This window comes from Buchnera aphidicola (Phyllaphis fagi) (assembly GCF_964058955.1).
GTDB lineage: Bacteria > Pseudomonadota > Gammaproteobacteria > Enterobacterales > Enterobacteriaceae > Buchnera_L > Buchnera_L aphidicola_AI.
In genome coordinates this window covers 1-24,464 of the sequence record NZ_OZ060370.1, presented here as the reverse complement: position 1 = coordinate 24,464, position 24,464 = coordinate 1, and the positions used below count along the sequence as shown (strand labels likewise).

Here is a 24,464-nt window from a genome sequence, read left to right as displayed (position 1 = left end):
TAACTTATCATTATAAATTATATTAAAATTAACAAGAACAAATCATTCATTACCTTCATGAAGGAAAATCATGATTAAAATTAAACATTTAAAAAACCTAAAAATCTTAAAAAATAGCGGATCAATAACAGCAGCAGCAAAAAAATTACATCAAACACAATCAACATTATCTCATCAATTTAATAAACTAGAAAAAAAATTAGGATTTAAATTATTTATTCGAAAAAGTTATCCTTTAAAATTTACTGTACAAGGTAATATGTTATTAAATTTATCTAATAAAATACTTCCTAAAATATATAAAACAATAGAAAAATGTCGTTATATAAATCACATTAATATTCGTATTGCAATTGAATGTCATAATTGTATACAATGGTTAAATGTAGCATTAAAAAATTTTAATCAATTATGGCCTAATATTAAGATAAACTTTAAATCTGAAATAATTTTTGATCCTCAAATAGCATTAAAAAAAGAAAAATTGGACATTGTATTAACTTCCGATATTTTATTAAATAATCAATTAATTTATCTTCCTTTATTTAATTTTGAAATTAAATTAGTTTTATCACCTAACCATATTCTTGCTAAAAAAAAAAAGATTATTCCAAAAAATTTAAAATCAGAAATATTAATGATTTATCCAGTACAATATGAAAGATTAGATATATGGAAATTATTTTTTAAATCATCCGGAATTCTTCCAATATTTAAAAAAGTTAAAAATACTTTAATGTTAATTCAAATGATATCATCTAATATGGGTATTTCAGCATTACCTGAATGGGTTGTTCAAAAATTTGAACAGCAAGGATTAGTAATTACTAAAACATTAGGTCATGGAATTTGGAAAAAATTATATGCCATTATAAGAAAATCAACACAATATCGAATACCTATACAAGAATTTATTATTTCAATTAAATTATATACCATACATCGTATTCAATTTATTAGAAGTATTAAAATATTAAAAATTTATATTAAACAATATAATATAATAAATATAAATCTAATCACATAAATAATAATATAATTTTAGTATTGATTATTTTATTATAGAATAAATCTATTATTTATATTTTTAATTAATTTTTTATAACCCCTTTTAATTTTTTCATTGCATTTTTTTCTAATTGACGTACACGTTCTGCTGAAATACCATAATTATTTGCTATTTCCTGTAAAGTAATTTTATTTTTTTTATCTATTAACCATCTAGCATGAATAATATGACGACTTCGAGAATCTAATCTTAATATTGCATGATTTAACTGATATGATGCACGTTTATTCCAATTATTTGCTGATACTTGATGTGAAAAATTAGATTTATAATCATGTAAATATGGAAGTAAATTACTAATTCTTAAATCTTGAATTTTCAATTCAGGAATGGGATTAAAAGTAATATCTTGAGATAACATACGAGATTCCATATCCCTAACATCTTGTTGTGTTACTCTTAACTCTTGAGAAACTATCCTTACTTCATTTTCATTAAACCAACTTAATCTATTTTTTTTTTTTCTTAAATTAAAAAATAATTTTCTTTGTGATTTTGTTGTTGCAACTTTCACAATTCTCCAATTTTTTAATACATATTCATGTATTTCGGATTTTATCCAATGTACAGCAAATGATACAATACGTACATTCATATTAGGATTAAATCGACGTACAGCTTTCATTAATCCTACATTACCTTCTTGAATAAGATCAGATTGTGGTAAACCATAACCTGAATAATTTTGTGCAATATGTACCACAAATCGAAGATGAGATAAAATTATCGTTTTAGCTGCCATTAAATCGCCATGATAATACAACTTTTCTGATAAAATTTGTTCTTCAGTAGATGATAACATTTTCCACGTATTAATAGTATGAATATAAGCATTTAAATCTCTTAAAGGAATTCTAGACAAACGTTGTATCTTATTAATCATTTATATGCCTTGTTTTAATCAATCATCACTATAAAACATAAATTAAGATTTAAATAATATTATTTAATAAAAATTTTTATCATAATATTTAAAATTTAATTTAAAGTATTTCTTGATTAAATTCTTATAGATCGAATAAATCAAAATAATTAAATGTTGCATTAATTTCAATATTTTTAAAAATATAAAATGTAAAAATCTATAAAAATCATCTTCTAAAAACAATACATTATTAAAAATAATTTAATGCATGTAATTTTTATAATATAAAATAATTTCTAAAAAATTTTAATCATTATAAATATATAATACTAGTAATATTTTACTAACAATATATATTTTTTTTTAATACCCTAATAATTTTTAGTTTTTATGAAATATAGTTTATTTTGTAAATATTTGAATATATGTTCTTGAAATATCAATTTTTTTTAGATTTTTATTGTATAAAAAAATCATATCGTATCATTTAAATAAAAATTTTTAAAACTAATATCCTGCTGTTATTAATCAATTGTCATTATATAATAATAAAAAATATAATGTACTTTTATTAAATCATATTATACATTTCAGATATTCACATAAATATATTAATTTTGATATTGTATCTATTGTTTTGAGTATAACATATAGATCATAACAAATATTTTTATATATTTAAAATAAATATTACTATTTTAATAAAATATGAATAATATTATTCTTAAAAAATATACATCGTAATTAATTTAGATATGTTGAAACAATATATTCTTATATCTTAATTATTAAATATATTAAATAAAATATGATAAATTTTTTTAATTTTTACATTGTATATTAAATAATATTATTTAAATAGAATATATTTTTAAAACATTATATAAATTATAATATATAAATAATTTTTATTATTTTATGATATATTAGACAATAATTATCCATACGTGTATTTATAAAAACCATAATTATATTATAATTATTCAAAATATAAAAATAAAAATCTGTTTTAAAATTTTTACTAAAAAATAAATGACTATCTCAATTTAAGTGAATATTTATATTTTAAAATCATAACTGATTAACAAGTATTATTATATAAATATAATTAACTAAATAATTTATCATATATATAATAAATATATACACATGATGCAATTTATATAATTATTAAAAGATATGAAGAACCAAAATAAAAAAAAGAAAATTCGTATTATTTCTGGGTATCTTAAAGGTCAAATAATACAAACAATTAATAATAATAATTTAAGACCTACACTACATAGAATACGAGAAACATTATTTAATTGGTTAATTTTAAATATTAAAGATTCATATTGTTTAGATTGTTTTTCTGGAAGTGGTGCTTTAGGGATTGAATCAATATCACGTTATGCTAGTTATGTAACTTGTTTAGAATCAAATAAAAACATTATTAAAAATTTAAGAAAAAATATTTATAGACTTCAAATTAATAATATTAATATTATACATACAGATGCATTGATATGGTTAAAAAAAAATACAATAAAATATAATATTATATTTTTAGACCCTCCATATCAGAAATATGAATTACAAAAAATTATTTTTTTATTACATAAAACAAATATTATTAAATATCCAGGATATGTGTATATAGAACAATCAAAATATAAATCAAATAATATTCAATATCCAAAAAATTGGAATTTATTTAAACAAAAATTTACGAAAAAAATTCATTATAAATTATATATGGTCAATAAATATTAAAAAAAATAAATTATCTTACATAAAATAATTATTTTATAAATATAATACAAATCATACTAATACAATAAAATGTTATTATTTAAAGGTAAAAATGAGAAATATTAATTTTTTAAAAAAATTAAAAAAAATCATTCCTAATAATATTAAACCAAAGTTTCAACATGATCATGATGTATTAATATGGAATAAAAAAGAAGGACAATTATTTTGTCAATCTATTATTAAAAAAAATAAAGAAATAAAAATTCAACATATGTTAAAAAGATCAGGTATTAAAGAATTATATATCAATTGTTCATTTGATAATTATAAAATAGAACATGAAGGACATAAAAAAGTAGTAAAATTTTCTAAACAGTATGCTCAAGAATTTGATAATCACAGAGATAGTTTTATATTTTCAGGATGGCCAGGAACAGGAAAAAATCATTTAGCTTCCGCTATAGGTAATTATTTAATTCGTAAACAAAAAAGTGTACTTATTATAACAATTGCAGATTTAATGTCTAGTATTAAAAAAACATTTAATAAATTATATTTGAAAAATACAGAAGAAAATTTATTAAATTACTTTAGCACTGTGGATTTATTAATTATTGATGAAATTGGTATACAAATTGAGTCGCGATATGAAAAAATGATTATGCATCAAATTATTGATAGAAGGTCCTCATCAAAAAAATCAACTGGTATATTGTCAAATCTAAATTATCAAGATATGTATAATTTATTAGGAGGACGAATTATGGATAGAATATTTGTAGAACATAGATTATGGTTAAATTTTAAATGGAATAGTTATAGACAAAATAATAAAAAATAAATATTATAAAAATTATATTTATAATGATAAATAAAAACTTTTTATTTACTAACGCGTGAATTATATTCTCCAGTTCTGGTATCTACTTTAATTATATCGCCAATTTGAATAAACAATGGAACTTTTATGGTTGCTCCAGTACTTAATTGACATAATTTCATATGTTTAGTATTCATAATAAAATTTGATTTAAATTTTGAGATAATGTGTGTAACTTTTAATTTAACAAAATTATGCATAATAATAGAAATAGGTTTTTCATTCCATAAAGTAATAATATATTTATTTTGTTCTATTAACCATTGATTATTATTTTTGATAATTTCTTTATCTAAAGATAATTGATCGAAATTTTTATGATTCATAAAATACCAAAAATCTTTATCATGATAAATATATGTTAATAAAACATCAACAACATTTGCACTATATAAAAAATCAGTAGATCTAAACGTTTTTTCTACTAATTGATTATTTATAATTTTTCGTAATTTTACTCTAGAAAATGTTTGTCCTTTCCCAGGTTTAACAAATTCTACTGATTCAATATAACATGGCTGTTTTTCAAATAATACTTTTAATCCAGATTTAAAGTTATTACTATAATATAGTATCATGATTATTAATTTTGACTCATAAAAAATAAAACATCATAATAATTACCCTTTCAAAATAAAAACATATCTTTAAAAGGGTAATTATTAATATATTTATAAATATATTAAAAAACTAGATTACATCATTCCACCCATTCCACCACCCATACCTCCAGCAGGAGAAGAGCTTAAATCATTTTTGTCTTCTTTAGGTAAATCTGTTACCATACATTCTGTAGTTATCATTAAACCAGCAACAGAACCTGCATATTGTAAAGCTGAACGAGTAACTTTTGTAGGATCTAATATACCAAAAGAAATCATATCTCCATATTCATCAATGGCAGCATTATATCCATAATTTCCTTTTCCAGCTTTCACATTATTTGTTACTACTGATGGTTCTTCACCAGAATTAGATACTATTTGACGTAAAGGTGCTTCCATTGCGCGTAATGCTACTCGAATTCCAACATTTTGATCTTCATTTTGACCAACAATATTAGAGATTTTTTCAGCTACTCTAATTAATGCTACTCCACCCCCAGCAACTACACCTTCTTCTACTGCTGCACGAGTTGCATGTAATGCATCTTCTACACGAGCTTTTTTCTCTTTCATTTCTACTTCAGTAGCAGCTCCAACTTTTAATACTGCTACTCCTCCAGATAATTTTGCTAAACGTTCATTTAATTTTTCTTTATCATAATCTGAAGTTGATTCGTGAATTTGTTGTTTAATTTGGTTAATTCTTGATTTAATTGCATTTTTGTTTCCTGAACCACCAATCACAGTAGTTGTATCTTTTGTAATTACTACACGTTTTGCTTGACCTAAATCTTCTAAAGTAGATTTTTCTAATTCCATTGCTAATTCTTCAGAAATAACTGTTCCAGAAGTTAATATTGAAATATCCTGTAACATTTCTTTTCTTCGATCTCCAAAACCAGGAGCTTTAACAGCAGCTACTTTTACTATTCCTCTCATAGAATTGACAACTAACGTAGCTAATGCTTCTCCTTCTAAATCTTCAGCAATAATTAATAACGGTTTACTTGATTTTGCAACAGCTTCTAAAATTGGTAATAATTCACGGATATTAGATATTTTTTTATCAGCCATTAAAATATAAGGATTATCTAATTCTATAATACCAGTTTCAGATTTATTAATAAAATAAGGTGAAAGATATCCACGATCGAATTGCATACCTTTTACAACTTCTAATTCATCCTGCAATCCAGTTCCTTCTTCTACAGTAATTACACCATCATTTCCTACTTTTTCCATTGCTTCTGCAATTAAAGAACCAACAGTTTCATCAGCATTAGCTGAAATAGTACCTACTTGGGTAATAGCTTTAGGATCAGAACATGGAACAGACATATTTTTTAATTCTTTTACAGCGTGAATTACAGCTTTATCAATACCACGTTTTAAATCCATAGGATTCATACCAGCAGCAACTGCTTTTAAACCTTCATTAACTATTGCTTGAGCTAATAAAGTAGCAGTTGTAGTACCATCTCCAGCCGCATCATTTGCTTTAGATGCAACTTCTTTAACCATTTGAGCGCCCATATTTTCAAATTTATCTTCTAATTCTATTTCTCGAGCTACTGAAACACCATCTTTAGTAATACTTGGAGCACCAAAAGATTTATCTAAAATAACATTTCTACCTTTAGGTCCTAAAGTTACTTTTACTGCATCTGCTAATACATTTACTCCACGAAGCATTTTTACTCTAGCTTCATTACCGAATTTTACATCTTTAGCTGCCATTTAATTTTTCCTTTAAGTCTTTTTAATGGATTTATAAAGAGTTTTACTCTTCAACAATTGCTAAAATGTCACTTTCAGTTAAAATTAACACTTCTTCATCATTGATTTTTTCTGTTTTAGCACCATATCCTTCATTAAAAATAACAGTATCACCAATCTTTACATCTAAAGCTTTAATTTTACCATTATCTAAAACACGACCATTACCTACTGCAATAATTGTTCCACGAGTAGATTTACCTGCAGCAGAACCCGTTAAAACAATACCTCCAGCTGATTTTAATTCTACTTCTTGTTTCTTAATAAGAACTCGATCATGCAATGGACGAATTTTCATTAAATAATGCTCCTAAATGTACTTTTAAAAATTTATTATTTATCTTTTTGAAATGTAAATATGATTGAATAATACGAATAAAACTTTAAATTTTTAAAAAATATATTATTAATCCTAATTAAATATATGGATAAAAAAAGAAATTTTCAAGGGTAAAATAATATTTTTTATATTAAATATTAAAAATTATATAAAATTTTAAAATAAATAAAAAATATATAAAAAATAAAAACAATTGACAAAACTTTAATTTTAATGTTTTAATAAAGATAATAATTGCCCGAATAGCTCAGTCGGTAGAGCAGGGGACTGAAAATCCCCGTGTCGGTGGTTCAATTCCGCCTTCGGGCAAATAATGTAAAATAATATTTTTTATTTACCAATACAAAAATTTGAGAAAATAGAATCTAAAACTTCATCTGATGTTACAGAACCTGTTATTTTATTAAAATAATTTTGAACTAATCTTAAATCATCTGCTAATAGTTCAAAATTTTTTAATTTTTTCCAATTTATTTGAGAAATTTGAATTTTTTTTCTAATTAATTGTAAAATATTTACATGACGACGACGCGCTGAAAATACTGATTCAAAAAAATTATTAACATTTAATCCTATAGCTTCTTGCTTTAAGTGATCTTTTAATATTTCAATTCCATCTCCAGTTTTAGCTGAAATAAAAATTTTTGATTTTCCAGTTTTTTTATCTATTTTAAGGTATGCTTTTTTATCTAATATATCTGATTTATTGAATAATATTGTTAATCTCGTTTTAGAAGGAAATTTTTTAGATAGATTTAAAAATACTTGATATAATTTTAATTGATTAGCATGAGAACTATCAATAACATATAAAATATGATCTGATAAGTTTATTTGTTGCCATGTTTTATTAATACCTAATATTTCTATAGTATTTTTTGTTGTTCTTAATCCTGCAGTATCTGTTATTTGAAAAATAATACCACCAATATTAATACATTCATGTATTAAATCACGCGTAGTTCCTTCAATATCAGTTACTATAGATGTATCATTTAATAATAACGAATTGAATATACTGGATTTTCCTGAATTAGGTTCTCCAACAATAACAACCTTAACACCTTCTTTTAAAATATTTCCAGAATATGCAATTTTATTCATCATATTTATATCATTTACAATAATATCTAACTCTGTATTAATTTTGTTATTTGATATAGTAATATCATCTTCAGGAAAATTAATTATTGTTTCAATCAATACTCGTAAATGAAGAATATTATTTATTAATGTATGAATTTTTTTTGAAAATAATCCTTGTAATGATCTTAATGAAGATTTTATACTTTCTTCAGAATTTGAATGAATTAAATCCATAATAGATTCAGCTTGAATTAAATCAATTTTACCATTCAAAAAAGCACGTTCTGAAAATTCTCCAGGGTTAGCTAAACGAACATGGTCAATAGATGTAATGGTTTTAATTAATAAATCTAAAATCACTGGATTACCATGTCCTTGTAATTCTAATACATCTTCTCCTGTAAAAGAATGAGGAGAAGGAAACCACAAAGCAATGCCTTTATCAATTATTGCACCAGAGGAATCTAAAAAAGATAAATAATTTACATATTTTTTAATGGGTATTTTACCTAATATTTTATATGCAACATCTTTTGATTTTGTACCTGATATTTTTAATATTCCAACACTTGATCTTCCATAAGGTGTAGATTGTGCTACTATAGTATCATCAAAAATCATACATACTGTACTTATTATTGAATATTTTATATTATAGTATAATTATATTATAAATTAATTAAATAATATTATGTATTTTTATTTTTTGTTATATTATTTCTATTAATAATAATTTGTTGTATAATAGTAACTATATTACTTACAGTGTAATAAAGAACTAAGCCTGAAGGAAACCATAAAAAAAATAATATAAATATTAATGGAATAAAATTGACTTTATTTGTATATGTAAAATTAATAGTGTTATTAGGTGCAGTATGTTGAATAAATAACATAGTAATACCCATTAAGACAGGTAAAATATATAATGGGTCTTTCCCAGATAAATCATGAATCCAAAACATAAAAGGTGTGTGTCTTAATTCAACTGAATTAGCTAATGTATAATATAATGCTAAAAAAAAAGGCATTTGAATTAATACAGGGAAAAAACTTCCTAATGGATTAACACATTCATTTTTATATAAATTTAATATTTCTTGATTTAATTGTATTTTATTATTTCTAAATTTTATTTGTAAATCTTGAATTTTAGGTTCTAATATTTTCATTTTAATCATTGAAAGATATTGAAATTTTGTTAATGGATATATTATTATTCGAATTAAAAATGTCATTAAAATAATTGAATAACCCCAATTTCCAACAAAGTTATACAATATACTTAAAATTGTGAAAAATGGTTTTGACAAAAACCATAACCAACCATAATCAACTGTACAATCTAAATAAGGAGCAATATGTGACATTTTATTTTGTATCTTTGGTCCAATCCAAAGAGTAGTTTGTAAAACTTTCATACTACCAGAATATACTGCAATATCTGGTGATTTATACCCAATAATAGCTTTAGAATAATCAAAACAAGATGTATAAATAATACTTTTTTCATGAAAATAAAAAATCCAAGAAATTAAAAAATATTTTTGAAATATTGAAATCCAACCAAAATTGGATAATAAATATAAATTTTTATTATTTATGATATTATCTAATGAACATCTATTATATTTCTCATATTCACTAGAATATGCCATATTTTTAAACGATTCAATTTTTAAATTCTTATTTTTTAAAATATTTTTATTTATTTGTGTATTAGTGTTATATTGTAATTCTCCAAAAATAGAAAATTTTAATAATAATGGTCCTGAATTAATAACTTTATATTTTATATCAATATTATAAGAGCTTTCTTTAAAAATAAAAGTTTTTAAAAAAATTATTCCATTTCCTAAAATAAACTGGATAGGAACATATAATATTTTTCTACCATTAACTAATTTGTAATAAATATGACTAGATGTATAATTTAAATTAGCATTAATATTTTTATAATAAATATTATTATCTAATAATTTGTTATTGATTTGATTAATAAGATTATATTTTTGTAATAATTTTATTTTTTTAAATGAGTTTAATTGTTTTTGATAAACTAATAATTTTACTGATTCTATATTACCAGTATGTAAATTAATTATTAAATCTATAACATTTGTTTTAATATAAATTAAGTATTTTTGATTTTTTAAATCTTGTAACTGTATACTTTTTAAATTATTAGATAATATGTTATCTTTCATTTTTACACTATGTGCTTTAATATAACACATTTTCCATAATAAAAATGAAAACAATAAAAATAAAAAAATAAAAAAATTACGTTGCAAAACTTTCATTGTGATTCTCTATTATTGTAATTATCTTTATATATCATATATTATTAACATGTAAAAACTAATACCCAACTCTTGAAATAATATGAATATTCATTCATAGAAAATATTTAAAAATTTTAAATATATTGATAATGACGAATCCATAAATATTTAATTTTTTTTTTTAAATTTTTTGTTTTAATTATTAAAATATTTTTTTTTACTATCAGAATAAAATCTAAAGATAACAAATGATGCTGTACTAATCTAAAACTTTCTCTAATAATTCTTTTAATTTTATTACGTTTATAAGAATATTTAGAGACTTTTTTAGATACAATGATACCAAGTCTAGGAAAATTAAAATGATTATAACGACTCAATATAGTTATTTCGCAATATTCAGTCTTTATTGGTTTTTTAAAAACATAATTAAAAGAATGAGATTTCAATAAACGTAATTTTTTAGAAAATAATAATCGATTATTTTTTTTAATCATTCAGAGGAAATAGTTAAACGAGAGCGCAATTTATTGCGACGACGTGATAAAATATAACGACCACCTTTTGTTTTCATTCTAATTCGAAATCCATGTACTCTATTTCGTTTTAAACGAGAAGGTTGAAAAGTACGTTTCATAAAAATTTACCTATATTTTTAAATAAACTCTATTATAGTATTTTAATAATAACTTTATTATAAAAATAAAAAAAATACAATTTAATTTATATAATATTAATCTGTATGAAAAAATATTTTATTAATATAAAAAATTTATTAAATAATTTTATATATTATTCAATAGCAATATTATTAATATAAGATTAAATTTCCAATAATAGAGAAAATAAATATGTGTAAATGATACAAGTTTATTTAAAATATGGTACAATATTAAAATAATATATTTTAATAGAATAAAAATTTAATATTTAATAAAAATTTTAATGATAAAATATATACTATTGTTAAAATCATTATTTAAAATTATTTATAAATTATGTATTACATATATTATTTATGGTAAATATACAAAAATCAATAAATCACAATCTTTTAAAATTGAATATATTAAAAATATAATTACATATAACTATATAATATATATATTTTAAAAAATATATTTACATCAATAATTATTCTATTCAAAAAAAAGATTCTTACATTCATTTAAATTTTATTATCTTAAAATGAACTTTATTATAAAAAGAAAAAATATATTAAAACCTCTTCAAAAATTAAATAGTTTAATATCAATAAATCATGAAAATCCTAATATTAATAACATTTTATTTAAAATTAAAAATAATTATTTGTTTTTAATTAGTACTAATTTAGAAATCGAATTAATTGTTAAAGTTTCTTGTATTAAAATTTATGAAACTGAAAAGATTAGTGTATCTGGAAAAAAAATATTAAATATTATTCGTAGCTTTCCTGTTGATTCTATAATTCATATTAAAATAGAAAAAAACAATATGAAAATAATATGTAAAAATATTTACTTCTTACTTTCTATTTTATCTGGAATGAATTTTCCAAAATTTAAAAAAGAAAAAAAAACATTTAACATTGATATATCACAAAAAAAATTTAAAGATATTATTTATAATACACAATTTGCTATGGCTAAACAAGATGTGCGACATTATTTAAATGGAATATGTCTTGAAATTAATAAAAATAAAATATCTGTTATTGCTACTGATGGTTATCGAATATCTATATCCAGTATTATGATGACTAAATTTATATCATCATATCATTCAGTAATTATACCTAGAAAAACAGTTATAGAATTAATCAAATTATTAAATGATGTTGATTTACCATTTAATTTATGTATTGGAAATAAAATAATTCAATTTTATATTAATGAATATATTTTTTCAAGTAAATTAATTGATAACGATTTTCCAGATTATAAAAATTTATTAATAAAAAATTTTGACGTAGAAATAAAAATCAATCGTCATAAATTAAAACAAGCACTTAATCGAGCCTCTATTTTAACACATCAAAAAACTCAAGGTGTTAAATTACAATTTGGTCATGGAGAATGTATTGTTACAGCTTATAATGAACAAGAAGAAAAAATTAAAGAAAAATTTTTAGTTAATTATTCTGATAAAATCATAGAATTAACAATGAATGTTCATTATATACTAGAAGTAATCAATGTTATTAAAAATGATTTTATTAAAATATTATTAAATAATTCCACATCAAGTATTTATATAAAAGATCACCAAGAATTTCATTCTGTATATATTATTATGCCATTAATTTTGTAAAAATTAATTTATTAATATACAAATTAAAAATATATTTAAGGAAAATTAATGTTTAATTCGTACAATTCATCTAGTATTAAAATTTTAAAAGGATTAGATGCAGTTCGAAAAAGACCAGGAATGTATATTGGAAACACAGATGATGGAAGTGGATTGCATCATATGGTATTTGAAGTCGTAGATAATTCTATAGATGAAGCATTAGCTGGTTATTGTAAAACCATTAAAATAACGATTCATTCTGATAACTCTGTTTCTATAAAAGATGATGGTAGAGGTATACCTGTTGATCAACATCCTGAAGAAAAAATATCTGCTGCAGAAGTTATTTTAACTATGTTACATGCAGGAGGTAAATTTGATAATAATACATATAAAATATCTGGTGGATTACATGGAGTAGGTATTTCTGTAGTTAATGCATTATCAGAAAAACTGAAAATAACAATATATCGTAACAAAAAAATATATCAACAAATATATTCAAATGGAAAATCTATTAGTTCACTAAAAATAATAGGAAAAACTAAAAATACAGGTACTAAAATTAGATTTTGGCCTAGTTATCAAATTTTCACACATAATTTAAATTTTAAATATGAAATACTTGCTCAAAGATTACAAGAATTATCTTTCTTAAATCCAAAAGTTCAAATTTCTATACAAGATATTGCTAAAAATTTACATGAAAAATATCATTACAAAGGAGGAATAAAAGCATTTATCAAATTTTTAAGTAAAAATAAAAATCCAATTCATTCTCAAATTATATATTGTAATACTATTAAAAATAGTATTGCAGTAGAAATGGTTATGCAATGGAATAATTCATTTACAGAAAATATTTATTGTTTTACAAATAATATTCCACAAAAAGAAGGTGGAACGCATTTATCTGGATTTAGAACCGCTGTAACAAGAACATTAAATAATTATATTAATAAAGAAGGTTATGATAAAAAAAATAAAATTCATACTATTGGAGATGATATACGAGAAGGATTAATTGCAATTATATCAATAAAAATTGCTAATCCTAGATTTTCTTCACAAACGAAAGAAAAATTAGTATCATCCGAAGTTAAATCAGTGGTAGAATCAATAATTACAGAACACCTTTTAGATTTTCTTTTAGAAAATCCTCAAGATTCTAAAATTATTATTAATAAAATTATTTGTGCAGCTAAAATTAGAGAAGCTGCTAAAAAGATACGAGAAATTAGTAAAAAAAAAGGATTACTGGATTTAACAGGATTACCTGGAAAATTATCGGATTGTCAGGAAAAAAATCCAAAACTGTCAGAAATTTATTTAGTTGAAGGAGATTCTGCTGGAGGTTCTGCAAAACAAGGTCGAAACCGAAAAAATCAAGCAATTCTTCCATTAAAAGGAAAAATTTTAAATGTAGAAAAAGCAAAATTTGAAAAAATGATATCATCTAAAGAAATAGGAACAATTATTACAGCTTTAGGTTGTGGTATTGGAAAATTAGAATATAATCCTGAAAAATTAAGATATCATAGTATTATTATTATGACAGATGCAGATATTGATGGATCACATATTCGAACATTACTTTTAACTTTTTTTTATCGTCATATGCCAGAAATTATTGAACGTGGACATATTTATATTGCACAACCTCCATTATATAAAATTAAAAAAGGAAAAACAGAAATATATGTACACAATCATGAAGAAATGTACAAAAAACAAATACAAATAGCTTTAGAAAAAATTATATTAAATCATAAAAATTTAAATCAACAAAAAACTAACTCTAAAAAATTTAAAAAAATCATTTTAAAATATCAAAAAATAAAACATATTTTTAAAAAAAATATATATAATTTTTCTAATGAAATCATTTATGCATTAATGAATCAACCAATACTAGATAATTTACATAACAAAAAAAATGTACAAAGTTGGTTAAACCAAATAATTATATTTTTAAACGATAAATCTCATTATATTCAATATTCAGGGAAAATTAAAGAAGATTTTAATAAAAACATCTTTGAACCAATCATATTAACATATAATAAATTAAATTCACAAAAATCTCTATACCATGTTACTGAAAAATTACTATTAAGTAATGAATATCATGAAATAAAAAAAATTCAAAAAAAATGGGATATTTTAATTAATCAAAGTAACCACTTAATAAAAGGAAATAAAGAACTATTTATTACAAATTTACAATCTACCATAAAATGGTTATTAAAAGAATCACAAAAAGAAATACATATACAAAGATATAAAGGTTTAGGAGAAATGAATCCCGAACAATTATGGATAACTACTATGAATCCAGAAACTCGAAATATGTTACAAGTAACTATTAAAAATGCTATTTCTGCTAGTCAGTTATTTCATATTTTAATGGGTGATTTAGTTGAACCTAGAAGACATTTTATAGAACAAAATGCTCTTAAAGTAACAAATATTGATATTTAATTATATAAAATACAATGTCTATAATTATGATATTGTATTACAATCGGCAGGACTAATGTATCTATTATATAATAGTTTTCTACCTGCCGTTATTTTACAATAAATATATTTTTTTTAACTTTTCATCATTTCAATTGTTTTTAATTTTGATATAATTTTTGCTAATTTTATTTTTAAATTCATGATTGTTTGACATAAATTACCACTTATAAAACATTGTTCTATTATTTTTTGTTGTTTTAAAATTTCATGTTTATTTAAATCTGAACCTAAAATTGCTTTTTTTGATAATATATTAATTATATTTGGTTGAACTTCTAAAATACCTCCAGATAAATAAATATATTCTTTTTGATTATCTTCTTTTACAATACATAATGGTCCAAATTTAATAGCAGCTAATAATGGAGCATGACCTGCATAAATATCTAACTCACCTATAATACTAGTAAGATGAATTTTTTTAATATATCCAGAAAATAAAATACCTTTAATATTAACTACATCTAAATAACACTTCATAAATTATACCTATATCTTAATAAATACAGTTAAATTTTTATAAAATTTTAGATTTTTTTATTACTTCTTCAATAGAACCAACCATATAAAAAGATTGTTCTGATATATGATCAAATTCACCTTCTATAATGCCTTTAAATCCTCGAATATTATCTTTTAAAGAAACATATTTTCCTGGAAATCCAGTAAATACTTCAGCAACAAAAAATGGTTGAGATAAGAATTTTTGTATCTTTCTTGCTCGAGAAACTAATAATTTATCATGTTCTGATAATTCATCCATACCTAATATTGCTATTATATCTTTTAATTCTTGATATCGTTGTAAAATAGATTGTACATTGCGCGCTGTATCATAATGTTCTTGTCCAATTAATTCAACATCTAATTGACGACTAGTAGAATTAAGAGGATCAACTGCTGGATAAATACCTAATTCAGCAATACTTCTACTTAATGTAATTGTAGAATCTAAATGTGCAAAAGTTGTTGCTGGAGCAGGATCTGTTAAATCATCAGCAGGAACATAAACAGCTTGTATTGAAGTAATTGAACCTTTTTTGGTTGAAGTAATACGTTCTTGTAATATTCCCATTTCTTCTGATAATGTAGGTTGATAACCTACGGCAGATGGCATTCTTCCAAGTAAAGCTGAAACCTCTGTACCAGCTAATATATATCTATATATATTATCAATAAATAATAATACATCTCGACCTTCATCACGAAATTTTTCTGCTATTGTTAATCCTGTAAAAGCTACTCGTAATCTATTACCTGGCGGTTCATTCATTTGCCCATATATTAAAGATACTTTATCTAAAACATTAGAATCATGCATTTCATGATAAAAATCATTTCCTTCTCTTATTCTTTCTCCAACTCCAGTAAATACTGAATATCCAGAGTATTGTATTGCAATATTACGAATTAATTCCATCATATTAACTGTTTTACCTACTCCTGCACCTCCAAATAAACCAACTTTCCCTCCTTTAGCAAAAGGACATATTAAATCAATTACCTTAATTCCAGTTTCTAAAATTTCTTTTGAATTAGATTGTTCTTGATATTTAGGTGCTTCTCTATGAATTTCCCAATATTCTGGATCTTTTCCATATTCATTTTTTATTGGCCCTTTCATATCAATAGGTTGACCTAATACATTAATAATCCTTCCTAATGTAGGTTTTCCGACAGGAATTTTAATATAATGTCCTAAATTAATTACTGATAATCCACGTTTTAAACCATTAGACGAACCCATTGCAATAGTTCGTACGATACCTGATCCTAATTGCTGTTGCACTTCTAAAATTAATATTTTACTGTGATATCGTACTTCCAACGCATAATATATTTTAGGAATATATTTCTGAGAAAATTCTACATCTACTATAGCACCAATAATCTGGATAATCTTTCCAGTAGTCATATTCATTCCTTAATTTAATTCAAACATTTTCTGAAATAATTGATGCTCCTGAAATAATTTCAATTAATTCTTGAGTAATACTAAATTGACGAATCTTATTATAAGTAATTTGTAATTCCTTAATCATATTATCACTATTATCTGATGCAGTTTTCATAGCTAACATACGAGCGGATTGTTCACTCACAATATTCGATAAAACACATTGAAAAATTTGAAATGTAATATATTCATTTAATAATACATCAATATTACATAAATCATCAAATTCACACAAATAATCCCAATCATTATTATGTAAAATATATTTATTTTTTTTTTTATATTTTATTACATTAAATGGTAATAATTGTTTACAATTTAATGTATAAGAAATTTCACTGTTAAATTTATTACTAATAATAAATAATTTATCAATTTTTTTTTCTTTATATTCTTTTAAAATATCTTGTGAAAATTGTATTAGTTCTGATTGTTTAATATCATCAGTCAAATCTATAATTTTTTTAATGTTTTGAAATTTTAAACGATTGAAAAAAGACAACCCTTTTAATCCTATAATATATAAATTACATGTAATATGAGAATTTAAATATTTTTTAATCATTTCATTAGTTACTTTAAATATATTAGTATTTAAACTACCACATAATCCTTTATTTGTAGAGATTATTATAATTCCAATATTTTTTACTTTTTTTTTAGATTGAAAAAAAAAATGTCTATATTTTAAATTACTTTTTGATATATGTAAAATAATTCTATTAATAATACATGAATATGGTTTAATAAATAATAACTTTTTTTTTAACTTTTTCATTTTAGAAATAGCAATCATTTCCATAGTTCGTGTAATTTTTTTTGTATTTATTATACTATCAATTTTAGTTTTTATAGTTTTTACATTGGTCATTTAATGCCTTTATATTTGTCAAACTAATAAAATTTTAAAATACTACTATTTACTTTGATCATACTCTTTAAAAAAATTTTCAATAATTTTTTGAAACTGTTTCTTAATAGTTTTATTATAACATCCTAAATTATTAATTTTCTTGACCAAATCATGATAATTATTATTAAAATAAATTAATATTAATTTTTCAAAAGAAGAAATTTTATCTATATCAATATCATTAATAAATCCATATTCTACTGCAAAAAGAATAAGAGATTGTTCAGCTATAGATAAAGGAGAATGTTGTTTTTGTTTCAAAATTTCAGTTATTTTTTGTCCATAATGTAATTGTTTTCTGGTATTATCATCTAAATCAGAAGAAAATTGAGAAAATGCAGCTAATTCTCGATATTGAGCTAAAGCGGTTCTAATTTTACTAGATAATAATTTAATAATATTTGTTTGAGCTGCACTACCTACTCTAGAAACAGAAATTCCAGGATTAATAGCAGGTCTAATACCTATATTAAATAAATTAGATTCTAAAAAAATTTGACCATCAGTAATAGAAATAACATTAGTAGGTATAAATGCAGATACATCTCCTAATTGTGTTTCTATAATAGGTATAGCAGTTAATGATCCTGTTCTATTATTAACTAATCCATTACTTCTTTGATAAACACTTTTAGTATTAATACGAGCAGAACGTTCTAATAATCTGGAATGTAAATAAAATATATCTCCAGGAAAAGCTTCTCTTCCAGGAGGCCTTTTTAGTAATAATGAAATTTGACGATAAGAAATAGCGTGTTTTGATAAATCATCATATACAATTAAAGCATTTTCTCCTCGATCACGAAAATATTCACCTATAGCACATCCAGAATACGGTGATAAATATTGCATAACTGGTGATTCAGAAGCAGAGGCAACTACTATAATAGTATTCGATAATGCATTATGTTCTTCTATTTTTTTTACTACATTTAATACTGTTGATTGTTTTTGGCCTATTGCAACATAAATACAAAATACATTTGATTTAGATTGATTAATAATTGTATCTATTGCAATTGTAGTTTTTCCTGTTTGTCGATCTCCAATAATTAATTCTCTCTGTCCTTTTCCAATTGGTATCATTGTATCTATAGCTTTATAACCAGTATGAATAGGTTCAGAAATAGATTGTCGTTCTATTACTCCAGGAGCTTCTTGATCAATAGGTAAAAATTCATTACTAATAATTGCACTCTTCCCATCAATAGGTACACCTAAAGCATTCACTACCCGTCCTAATAAATTTAATCCTACAGGTATTTCGAGAATATGACCTGTAGAATATACACGCATACCTTCTGTTATATTTAAATATGATCCCATCACTACTGCACTAACAGAATCTCTTTCTAAATTTAATGCTAATGCATATTGATTTTCTGATATTAATATCATTTCTCCAAACATAACATGAGTGATTCCATAAATACGTATAATACCATCACTCACTGAAATAATTATACCTTCATTATGCACTTGTTTAACTACATCAAATTTAGAAATACGTTCTTTAATAATTTCACTAATTTCAATAGAATTTAATTGCATTTCTTATTTTTTCTCTTTTAAGATAATAAAACATTAGATAATTTTTTTAAATTACTTAAACTACATATATCAATCACAACATCATCAGATCTTAAAATTATACCATCTAATATTGATGAATCCTGTTGTAATGTTAAATTAATTTTCTTATTTAATCGTTTTTCTAAATTTTTATGAATATATTGAATTTGTTTTTTATAAAAATGAAAAGGGGATATCAATTCAATATCAATAATATTTTTATAATAGTTGTAAAATTTTGTAAAACAATAAAAAATACTATCTAATATTTTTAGTCTTTTATTAGTAGCTAATAATTTAATAAAATTTTGAGCATATATATCCATTTCTTGATTGCAAATACTAAAAAAAACTTTTAATATAATAACTGGAGAATAAATATCAGAAAGAAATTTTTTCATTTCTTTACATGTGGAAACTATGGAAAATAATTTCAAATTTTTTTTCCAAATTTCTAAAGACTTATGTTGAATGGAAAAATCAAATATTGCTTTAGCATAAGGACGAGCTATTGTTATATCTTTAAACACTGATTATTCTCCAAAATATAATTATTGTAATTTAATAGTTAATTGATTTATTAAATCAATATTTTTTTCTTTATTAGCGGAAGATTTAATTATTTTTTCTGCTATATTAATTGCTAAAATACTAATTTGTTGAATTAATTCATGTTTAATTTGTTCTTTTTTAATATTAATTTCATAATTAGCTTGCAATAATATTTTTTTTTTTTCTTGTTCTGCTTGTAATTTAGCTTGTTCTAAAATAATTAATTTATTATGATTTGCTTGCTTTAAGATTAAAATAGCTTTTTTTTGAGATCTATTAATTATTTCATTACTTTTCGTTTTTAATAATTCTAAATCTTTTCTAGATTTTTCTGCAGTTGATAATGCTATAAAAATTTCTTGTTTTCTTTTTTCTATAGTATTAATAATTTTTGGCCAAATAAATTTCATACAAAACCAAATAAATAAAACAAACGAAATAGATTGCCCTAGAATGGTTGCATTTAAATCCATAAATTATTTACCTTCTTATTTAAAGAATGTACTTTAAAAATTACATCATAAATCTTATATTTATCCTGAAAGAGCAAAAATGATATATAATGATAATCCTACTGCGATCATTGGAATAGCATCTACTAATCCCATAACTATAAAAAACTGTGTACGTAATATAGGAATTAAATCAGGTTGTCGAGCTGCACCTTCTAAAAATTTTCCTCCAAGAATACCAATTCCAATTGCTGCTCCAATAGAAGCTAATCCAATCATAATAGAAGCTGCAAAATAAAGTATATCTGTATTTATACTTGCCATAAAAATCCTTTAAAATATTAAAAATATAATTAATTTTTTTTAGAAGCCATTGATAAATATACAATAGTTAAAACCATAAAAATAAATGATTGCAATAAAATTACTAAAATATGAAAAATAGCCCATGGGACACTTAATATCCATTGTGACCACCATGGTAATAATCCGGAAATTAAAATAAATACCATTTCACCAGCATACATATTACCAAATAATCGTAACGATAATGAAATTGGTTTAGATAATAATGATATTATTTCAAGAATACAATTTAATATAGAAAATATTATATGATTAAAAGGATGTAAAGTTAATTCTTTTATAAATCCATAAATACCTTTTATTTTAAAACTATAAAAAATCATTAAAATAAAAATTACTATAGATATAGAAATAGTAATATTAATATCAGCAGATGGAACAATTTTAATAATAGGTATTCCAAAAAATATTTTTAATAAATATGGTAAAAAATCTATGGGAATTAAATCCATAGAATTCATTAAAAAAATCCAAATAAAAATTGTCATAGATAACGGAGCAATTAATATACTATTTCTAGAATACATATCTTGAACATTTTTATTTATAAAATTTATTATTAATTCAGTAAAAATTTGTAATTTTGTCGGTTTTTGAATAGATAAAGAGGTAGAAATCGTATAAAAAAAAAATAAAAATGTAATACCTAAAAATAATGAAAATAATATTGAATCTAAATTAAAAATCCAATATGTATTCGGTGTATAGTGAATATTAATCAATTTTAAATTACGTAAATCTATTTGTAAATGATGTAAATGATGACTAATATAATTTTCAGAATTAAATATTTTTTCTAAAACCATAAAAATAATTACCTTAATCAACCAAAATAAATAATATTTCAATATGTAATAAAAAATAAAAAATATTATTAAATATATATTAACATAATCTATAACATCTTATATATTAAAGATATACACTTATATATAATTAAAAAGTTTAAATATTATTTACATAAATTTAAAATATTTTTTTGAAGATAAATTAATAAAATCGATATTGCTGCTGGTGTAATACCGGAAATTCTTGTTGCTTGACCTATAGAAAAAGGTTTGTAATAATTTAATTTTATTGCTACTTCATTTGATAAACCTACAACATTATTATAATCTAAATTTAACGGTAAAAACGTATTTTCGTGTTTTAAATGTTTCATAATTTCTTTATTTTGACGTATAATATATCCATGATATTTGATTTGTGTTACTACTTCGTTAAATGCATTCATATCACTTTTTTTGTTATAAAAAATATTAGATTTATATAAATTTTCAAATGTTATTTCAGGTCTTTTTAATAATTCTACTCCAGTAATTTCTTTTGTTAATATTATATTAAAAATATTATTTAATTTTATTGCATCTTTAGAATTAGGATAAATTTGAATATTTTTTAAACGCTTTATTTCTTTTTGTATATTTTCTATCTTTTTATTATATATATTCCATCTAATTTGATCAATCAATCCAAAATTTTTAGCTATTTTTGTTAATCTTAAATCCGCATTATCTTCTCTCAATGTTAATCGATATTCAGATCGAGCAGTAAACATACGATATGGCTCATTTGTACCTTTTGTACATAAATCATCAACTAAAACACCTAAATAAGCTTGATTTCGTTTTGGATACCACCCGTTATTAGTACCAGAAGCATATAAACTTGCATTTAAACCTGCTAATAAACCTTGAGCTGCAGCTTCTTCATAACCAGTAGTACCATTAATTTGACCTGCAAAAAACAGTCCATTAATAAATTTACTTTCTAAAGTTGGTTTTAAACCTCTAGGATCAAAAAAATCATATTCTACAGCATATCCTGGTCGAATAATTTTTGCATATTTAAAACCTTTAATAGAAGTGATAAATTCTTGCTGTATGTGAATTGGAAGACTAGTTGATATACCATTAGGATATGCTTCAATACATGATAATCCTTCTGGTTCTATAAAAATTTGATGATTTTTTCGATCTGGGAAACGAACAATTTTATCTTCAATAGAAGGGCAATAACGTGGACCTATTCCATTAATAATACCAGAATATATAGCACTTTTTTGTAAATTTTTTCTAATAATATCATGTGTATATTCATTAGTATGAGTAATAAAACATGATATTTGTCTAGGATGTTGTGATTTTTTACCAATAAATGAAAAAACAGGTTCAGGGGTATCTCCTTTTTGAATTAATAAAGAATGAAAATCTATAGTACGTATATCTATTCTAGGTGGTGTTCCAGTTTTTAATCTACCTACTTTTAATGGTAATTCTCGTAATCTATGAGATAAAGGTATAGAAGATTGATCACCAATACGTCCACCTATATAACTTTCTAATCCTAGATAAATTTTACCACCTAAAAAAGTACCGGTAGTTAAAATAGTTGATTTAGAATAAAAAACAAATTGATTTTTTGTTTTTACCCCCAATACTTGATTATTTTTAATTATTAAATCATTTACTTCTTCTTCAAGAATAATTAATTTTTTTTGATTCATTAATTTAGTAGTAATAAATTTATTATATAATGTTCTATCAATTTGAACACGAGTTGAACGAACAGCAGGACCTTTAGTTGCATTTAATATACGAAATTGAATACCAGAATGATCTGCAGCAACAGCCATAACACCACCTAATGCATCAATTTCTTTGACTAAATGACTTTTTCCAATTCCACCTATTGCAGGATTACATGATAAACAACCTAAATTTTTAATTTTTTGTGTTAATAATATAGTTTTATAACCCATTCGTGAAGAAGCTAATGCTGCTTCAGTACCTGCATGACCTCCACCAATAACAATAACATCAAAACAATTATGATAAGAAGACATTTTAATATCCTTATATTTCCATATATTCCTATGTATTGCTATATATTACTTAATATTATGAAAATATTTATATCATACTAAATAGTATAATAAATAATAACAAAATATAAAAGATAAAAATATAAATTATTTTTATGAAAATATATCTATCATTATCAAATCATTTTTAATATTACTGAATCATATTTTTGATATTTATTTTATTAACTGAATAAATTTAATAATATTTATTATATACTTATTAATTATATTTTATAATTATATAAATAATAATTAAATAATTTATTTAAATTTATTAAAATATATAATTTATTAAAATTAGTTTTGAATATTCATATAAATTTTTAAAATAATTATTATATATTTG

General features: G+C 22.2%; 22 protein-coding genes and 1 tRNA gene. 6 read left to right on the top strand and 17 right to left on the bottom strand.

Annotated features, from left to right (window positions below):
- Positions 1–70 precede the first annotated feature (70 nt).
- On the top strand, positions 71–1,027 hold the full coding sequence (gene metR / locus AB4W56_RS00115) for an HTH-type transcriptional regulator MetR (RefSeq protein ID WP_367675829.1): 957 nt from the start codon (positions 71–73) through the stop codon (positions 1,025–1,027).
- A 64-nt stretch (positions 1,028–1,091) separates the two neighbouring features.
- Here the strand turns inward: metR and rpoH are convergent, their stop codons facing one another.
- Entirely contained in the window at positions 1,092–1,952 is an 861-nt protein-coding gene (rpoH, locus tag AB4W56_RS00110; RefSeq protein ID WP_367675828.1) for an RNA polymerase sigma factor RpoH, read from the bottom strand.
- Positions 1,953–3,113: 1,161 nt separating this feature from the next.
- Between rpoH and rsmD the strand changes: the two genes are divergently transcribed.
- Positions 3,114–3,689: a 16S rRNA (guanine(966)-N(2))-methyltransferase RsmD gene (gene rsmD, locus AB4W56_RS00105; RefSeq protein ID WP_367675827.1), complete on the top strand. Its 576-nt coding sequence runs from the start codon at positions 3,114–3,116 to the stop codon at positions 3,687–3,689.
- Between the two features lie 91 nt (positions 3,690–3,780).
- The gene (locus AB4W56_RS00100; RefSeq protein WP_367675826.1) at positions 3,781–4,512 is read left to right on the top strand and encodes an ATP-binding protein; all 732 of its coding nucleotides are present in this window, start codon (positions 3,781–3,783) and stop codon (positions 4,510–4,512) included.
- A 41-nt stretch (positions 4,513–4,553) separates the two neighbouring features.
- On the opposite strand, the gene efp is transcribed toward AB4W56_RS00100, so the two are convergent.
- The 3 genes from efp to AB4W56_RS00085 all read right to left on the bottom strand — a co-directional run bounded on the left by efp (position 4,554) and on the right by AB4W56_RS00085 (position 7,230).
- The gene (gene efp / locus AB4W56_RS00095; RefSeq protein WP_367675825.1) at positions 4,554–5,129 is read right to left on the bottom strand and encodes an elongation factor P; all 576 of its coding nucleotides are present in this window, start codon (positions 5,127–5,129) and stop codon (positions 4,554–4,556) included.
- Positions 5,130–5,246: 117 nt separating this feature from the next.
- Positions 5,247–6,893 carry a chaperonin GroEL gene (groL, locus tag AB4W56_RS00090; protein ID WP_367675824.1) on the bottom strand — a complete coding sequence of 549 codons (1,647 nt, stop codon included), beginning with the start codon at positions 6,891–6,893 and terminating at the stop codon, positions 5,247–5,249.
- Between the two features lie 43 nt (positions 6,894–6,936).
- Entirely contained in the window at positions 6,937–7,230 is a 294-nt protein-coding gene (locus AB4W56_RS00085) for a co-chaperone GroES (protein WP_367675823.1), read from the bottom strand.
- Positions 7,231–7,508: 278 nt separating this feature from the next.
- Here AB4W56_RS00085 and AB4W56_RS00080 point away from each other — a divergent pair.
- Positions 7,509–7,581: transfer RNA gene (locus AB4W56_RS00080), tRNA-Phe, on the top strand.
- 21 nt (positions 7,582–7,602) lie between these two features.
- On the opposite strand, the gene mnmE is transcribed toward AB4W56_RS00080, so the two are convergent.
- The 4 genes from mnmE to rpmH form a co-directional block, all read right to left on the bottom strand.
- Entirely contained in the window at positions 7,603–8,979 is a 1,377-nt protein-coding gene (gene mnmE, locus AB4W56_RS00075; RefSeq protein WP_367675822.1) for a tRNA uridine-5-carboxymethylaminomethyl(34) synthesis GTPase MnmE, read from the bottom strand.
- A gap of 68 nt (positions 8,980–9,047) precedes the next feature.
- Positions 9,048–10,661: a membrane protein insertase YidC gene (gene yidC / locus AB4W56_RS00070; protein ID WP_367675821.1), complete on the bottom strand. Its 1,614-nt coding sequence runs from the start codon at positions 10,659–10,661 to the stop codon at positions 9,048–9,050.
- Positions 10,662–10,777: 116 nt separating this feature from the next.
- Positions 10,778–11,140 (bottom strand): ribonuclease P protein component, encoded by a 363-nt coding sequence (gene rnpA, locus AB4W56_RS00065; RefSeq protein ID WP_367675820.1) that lies wholly within the window; start codon positions 11,138–11,140, stop codon positions 10,778–10,780.
- The gene (rpmH, locus tag AB4W56_RS00060) at positions 11,137–11,280 is read right to left on the bottom strand and encodes a 50S ribosomal protein L34 (RefSeq protein ID WP_367675819.1); all 144 of its coding nucleotides are present in this window, start codon (positions 11,278–11,280) and stop codon (positions 11,137–11,139) included. The genes rnpA and rpmH overlap by 4 nt, the downstream gene beginning before the upstream one ends.
- Before the next feature lie 551 nt (positions 11,281–11,831).
- Between rpmH and dnaN the strand changes: the two genes are divergently transcribed.
- Positions 11,832–12,935, top strand: coding sequence for a DNA polymerase III subunit beta (gene dnaN, locus AB4W56_RS00055; RefSeq protein WP_367675818.1), 1,104 nt, complete (start codon positions 11,832–11,834; stop codon positions 12,933–12,935).
- 48 nt (positions 12,936–12,983) lie between these two features.
- Positions 12,984–15,398, top strand: a complete 2,415-nt coding sequence (gyrB, locus tag AB4W56_RS00050; protein WP_367675817.1) for a DNA topoisomerase (ATP-hydrolyzing) subunit B — start codon at positions 12,984–12,986, stop codon at positions 15,396–15,398.
- Between the two features lie 114 nt (positions 15,399–15,512).
- Here gyrB and atpC read toward each other — a convergent pair whose 3' ends face one another.
- The 9 genes from atpC to mnmG form a co-directional block, all read right to left on the bottom strand.
- Positions 15,513–15,920, bottom strand: a complete 408-nt coding sequence (gene atpC, locus AB4W56_RS00045; protein ID WP_367675816.1) for an ATP synthase F1 subunit epsilon — start codon at positions 15,918–15,920, stop codon at positions 15,513–15,515.
- Between the two features lie 37 nt (positions 15,921–15,957).
- Positions 15,958–17,355 (bottom strand): F0F1 ATP synthase subunit beta, encoded by a 1,398-nt coding sequence (gene atpD, locus AB4W56_RS00040; protein WP_367675815.1) that lies wholly within the window; start codon positions 17,353–17,355, stop codon positions 15,958–15,960.
- 19 nt (positions 17,356–17,374) lie between these two features.
- Entirely contained in the window at positions 17,375–18,268 is an 894-nt protein-coding gene (gene atpG / locus AB4W56_RS00035; RefSeq protein WP_367675814.1) for an ATP synthase F1 subunit gamma, read from the bottom strand.
- Between the two features lie 45 nt (positions 18,269–18,313).
- A complete protein-coding gene (atpA, locus tag AB4W56_RS00030) occupies positions 18,314–19,861 on the bottom strand; it encodes a F0F1 ATP synthase subunit alpha (RefSeq protein WP_367675813.1) in 1,548 nt (515 codons plus the stop codon).
- 17 nt (positions 19,862–19,878) lie between these two features.
- Positions 19,879–20,412, bottom strand: a complete 534-nt coding sequence (locus tag AB4W56_RS00025; RefSeq protein ID WP_367675812.1) for a F0F1 ATP synthase subunit delta — start codon at positions 20,410–20,412, stop codon at positions 19,879–19,881.
- A gap of 21 nt (positions 20,413–20,433) precedes the next feature.
- Positions 20,434–20,907 (bottom strand): F0F1 ATP synthase subunit B, encoded by a 474-nt coding sequence (locus AB4W56_RS00020; RefSeq protein ID WP_367675811.1) that lies wholly within the window; start codon positions 20,905–20,907, stop codon positions 20,434–20,436.
- A gap of 60 nt (positions 20,908–20,967) precedes the next feature.
- Positions 20,968–21,210, bottom strand: coding sequence for a F0F1 ATP synthase subunit C (gene atpE / locus AB4W56_RS00015; protein ID WP_367675810.1), 243 nt, complete (start codon positions 21,208–21,210; stop codon positions 20,968–20,970).
- A 29-nt stretch (positions 21,211–21,239) separates the two neighbouring features.
- The gene (gene atpB, locus AB4W56_RS00010) at positions 21,240–22,058 is read right to left on the bottom strand and encodes a F0F1 ATP synthase subunit A (protein ID WP_367675809.1); all 819 of its coding nucleotides are present in this window, start codon (positions 22,056–22,058) and stop codon (positions 21,240–21,242) included.
- Positions 22,059–22,204: 146 nt separating this feature from the next.
- Positions 22,205–24,097: a tRNA uridine-5-carboxymethylaminomethyl(34) synthesis enzyme MnmG gene (gene mnmG / locus AB4W56_RS00005; RefSeq protein WP_367675808.1), complete on the bottom strand. Its 1,893-nt coding sequence runs from the start codon at positions 24,095–24,097 to the stop codon at positions 22,205–22,207.
- Positions 24,098–24,464: the final 367 nt, after the last annotated feature.

Bases quoted from the DNA above. Each gene is read 5' to 3' on its own strand.
- metR (WP_367675829.1), top strand. From the start codon at position 71: ATGATTAAAATTAAACATTTAAAAAACCTAAAAATCTTAAAAAATAGC.
- rpoH (WP_367675828.1), bottom strand. From the start codon at position 1,952: ATGATTAATAAGATACAACGTTTGTCTAGAATTCCTTTAAGAGATTTA.
- rsmD (WP_367675827.1), top strand. From the start codon at position 3,114: ATGAAGAACCAAAATAAAAAAAAGAAAATTCGTATTATTTCTGGGTAT.
- AB4W56_RS00100 (WP_367675826.1), top strand. From the start codon at position 3,781: ATGAGAAATATTAATTTTTTAAAAAAATTAAAAAAAATCATTCCTAAT.
- efp (WP_367675825.1), bottom strand. From the start codon at position 5,129: ATGATACTATATTATAGTAATAACTTTAAATCTGGATTAAAAGTATTA.
- groL (WP_367675824.1), bottom strand. From the start codon at position 6,893: ATGGCAGCTAAAGATGTAAAATTCGGTAATGAAGCTAGAGTAAAAATG.
- AB4W56_RS00085 (WP_367675823.1), bottom strand. From the start codon at position 7,230: ATGAAAATTCGTCCATTGCATGATCGAGTTCTTATTAAGAAACAAGAA.
- mnmE (WP_367675822.1), bottom strand. From the start codon at position 8,979: ATGATTTTTGATGATACTATAGTAGCACAATCTACACCTTATGGAAGA.
- yidC (WP_367675821.1), bottom strand. From the start codon at position 10,661: ATGAAAGTTTTGCAACGTAATTTTTTTATTTTTTTATTTTTATTGTTT.
- rnpA (WP_367675820.1), bottom strand. From the start codon at position 11,140: ATGATTAAAAAAAATAATCGATTATTATTTTCTAAAAAATTACGTTTA.
- rpmH (WP_367675819.1), bottom strand. From the start codon at position 11,280: ATGAAACGTACTTTTCAACCTTCTCGTTTAAAACGAAATAGAGTACAT.
- dnaN (WP_367675818.1), top strand. From the start codon at position 11,832: ATGAACTTTATTATAAAAAGAAAAAATATATTAAAACCTCTTCAAAAA.
- gyrB (WP_367675817.1), top strand. From the start codon at position 12,984: ATGTTTAATTCGTACAATTCATCTAGTATTAAAATTTTAAAAGGATTA.
- atpC (WP_367675816.1), bottom strand. From the start codon at position 15,920: ATGAAGTGTTATTTAGATGTAGTTAATATTAAAGGTATTTTATTTTCT.
- atpD (WP_367675815.1), bottom strand. From the start codon at position 17,355: ATGACTACTGGAAAGATTATCCAGATTATTGGTGCTATAGTAGATGTA.
- atpG (WP_367675814.1), bottom strand. From the start codon at position 18,268: ATGACCAATGTAAAAACTATAAAAACTAAAATTGATAGTATAATAAAT.
- atpA (WP_367675813.1), bottom strand. From the start codon at position 19,861: ATGCAATTAAATTCTATTGAAATTAGTGAAATTATTAAAGAACGTATT.
- AB4W56_RS00020 (WP_367675811.1), bottom strand. From the start codon at position 20,907: ATGGATTTAAATGCAACCATTCTAGGGCAATCTATTTCGTTTGTTTTA.
- atpE (WP_367675810.1), bottom strand. From the start codon at position 21,210: ATGGCAAGTATAAATACAGATATACTTTATTTTGCAGCTTCTATTATG.
- atpB (WP_367675809.1), bottom strand. From the start codon at position 22,058: ATGGTTTTAGAAAAAATATTTAATTCTGAAAATTATATTAGTCATCAT.
- mnmG (WP_367675808.1), bottom strand. From the start codon at position 24,097: ATGTCTTCTTATCATAATTGTTTTGATGTTATTGTTATTGGTGGAGGT.